Consider the following 540-nt stretch of genomic DNA (forward strand, 5'->3'; position numbering starts at 1 on the left):
TACCACACCAAACTCACAACTCTAGTCCTGATGTTCAATAGTACCGAATTATTCTGCGTAATTGATGATTTTTTTCTTAAATTTGAAGCAACTTATTGGGAGTTTCTCAAACAAAACCGTGGTTCCTTAAGAATCAGAACTGCTCAACTTAAAATTTCAGAAATCTGCTTTATTGCTATTTGGTACAAATGCTCTCATTTCAATAATTTCAAAGCCTTTTTCACTTGGTTAAAAGAAGATAAAAGCCATTTATTTAATTACTTGCCTTGCTATCAAAGGATGATTCATCCGATCAAAAGGCATAAATTGGCACTGCATGCCCTACATGTGGCACTGATGAAAGGCCAAGGTACACAATATTTATGGATCGATTCAACAACTCTGCCAGTTTGTAAAAATCAACGTATTCAGCGCCATAAATCATTAGTCCAAATTGCATCACGTGGTAGAAACTCAATGGGCTGGTTTTATGGCTGTAAATTACATATTGCGATGAATCAATTTGGTGAAATTGCCTGTTCTGCTTTATCGAATGGACAT

Annotated in this window: 1 protein-coding gene; it reads left to right on the forward strand. The window is 35.6% G+C overall.

What is annotated here, in order from left to right; genetic code table 11:
• Positions 1–30 precede the first annotated feature (30 nt).
• On the forward strand, positions 31–540 hold a 510-nt coding region (locus tag ADA42_RS10760), incomplete at its 3' end, for a transposase (protein ID WP_048765166.1).

Origin of the sequence: Acinetobacter sp. 243_ASPC (genome assembly GCF_001054715.1) — a bacterium.
Classification (GTDB): Bacteria; Pseudomonadota; Gammaproteobacteria; order Pseudomonadales; family Moraxellaceae; genus Acinetobacter; species Acinetobacter soli.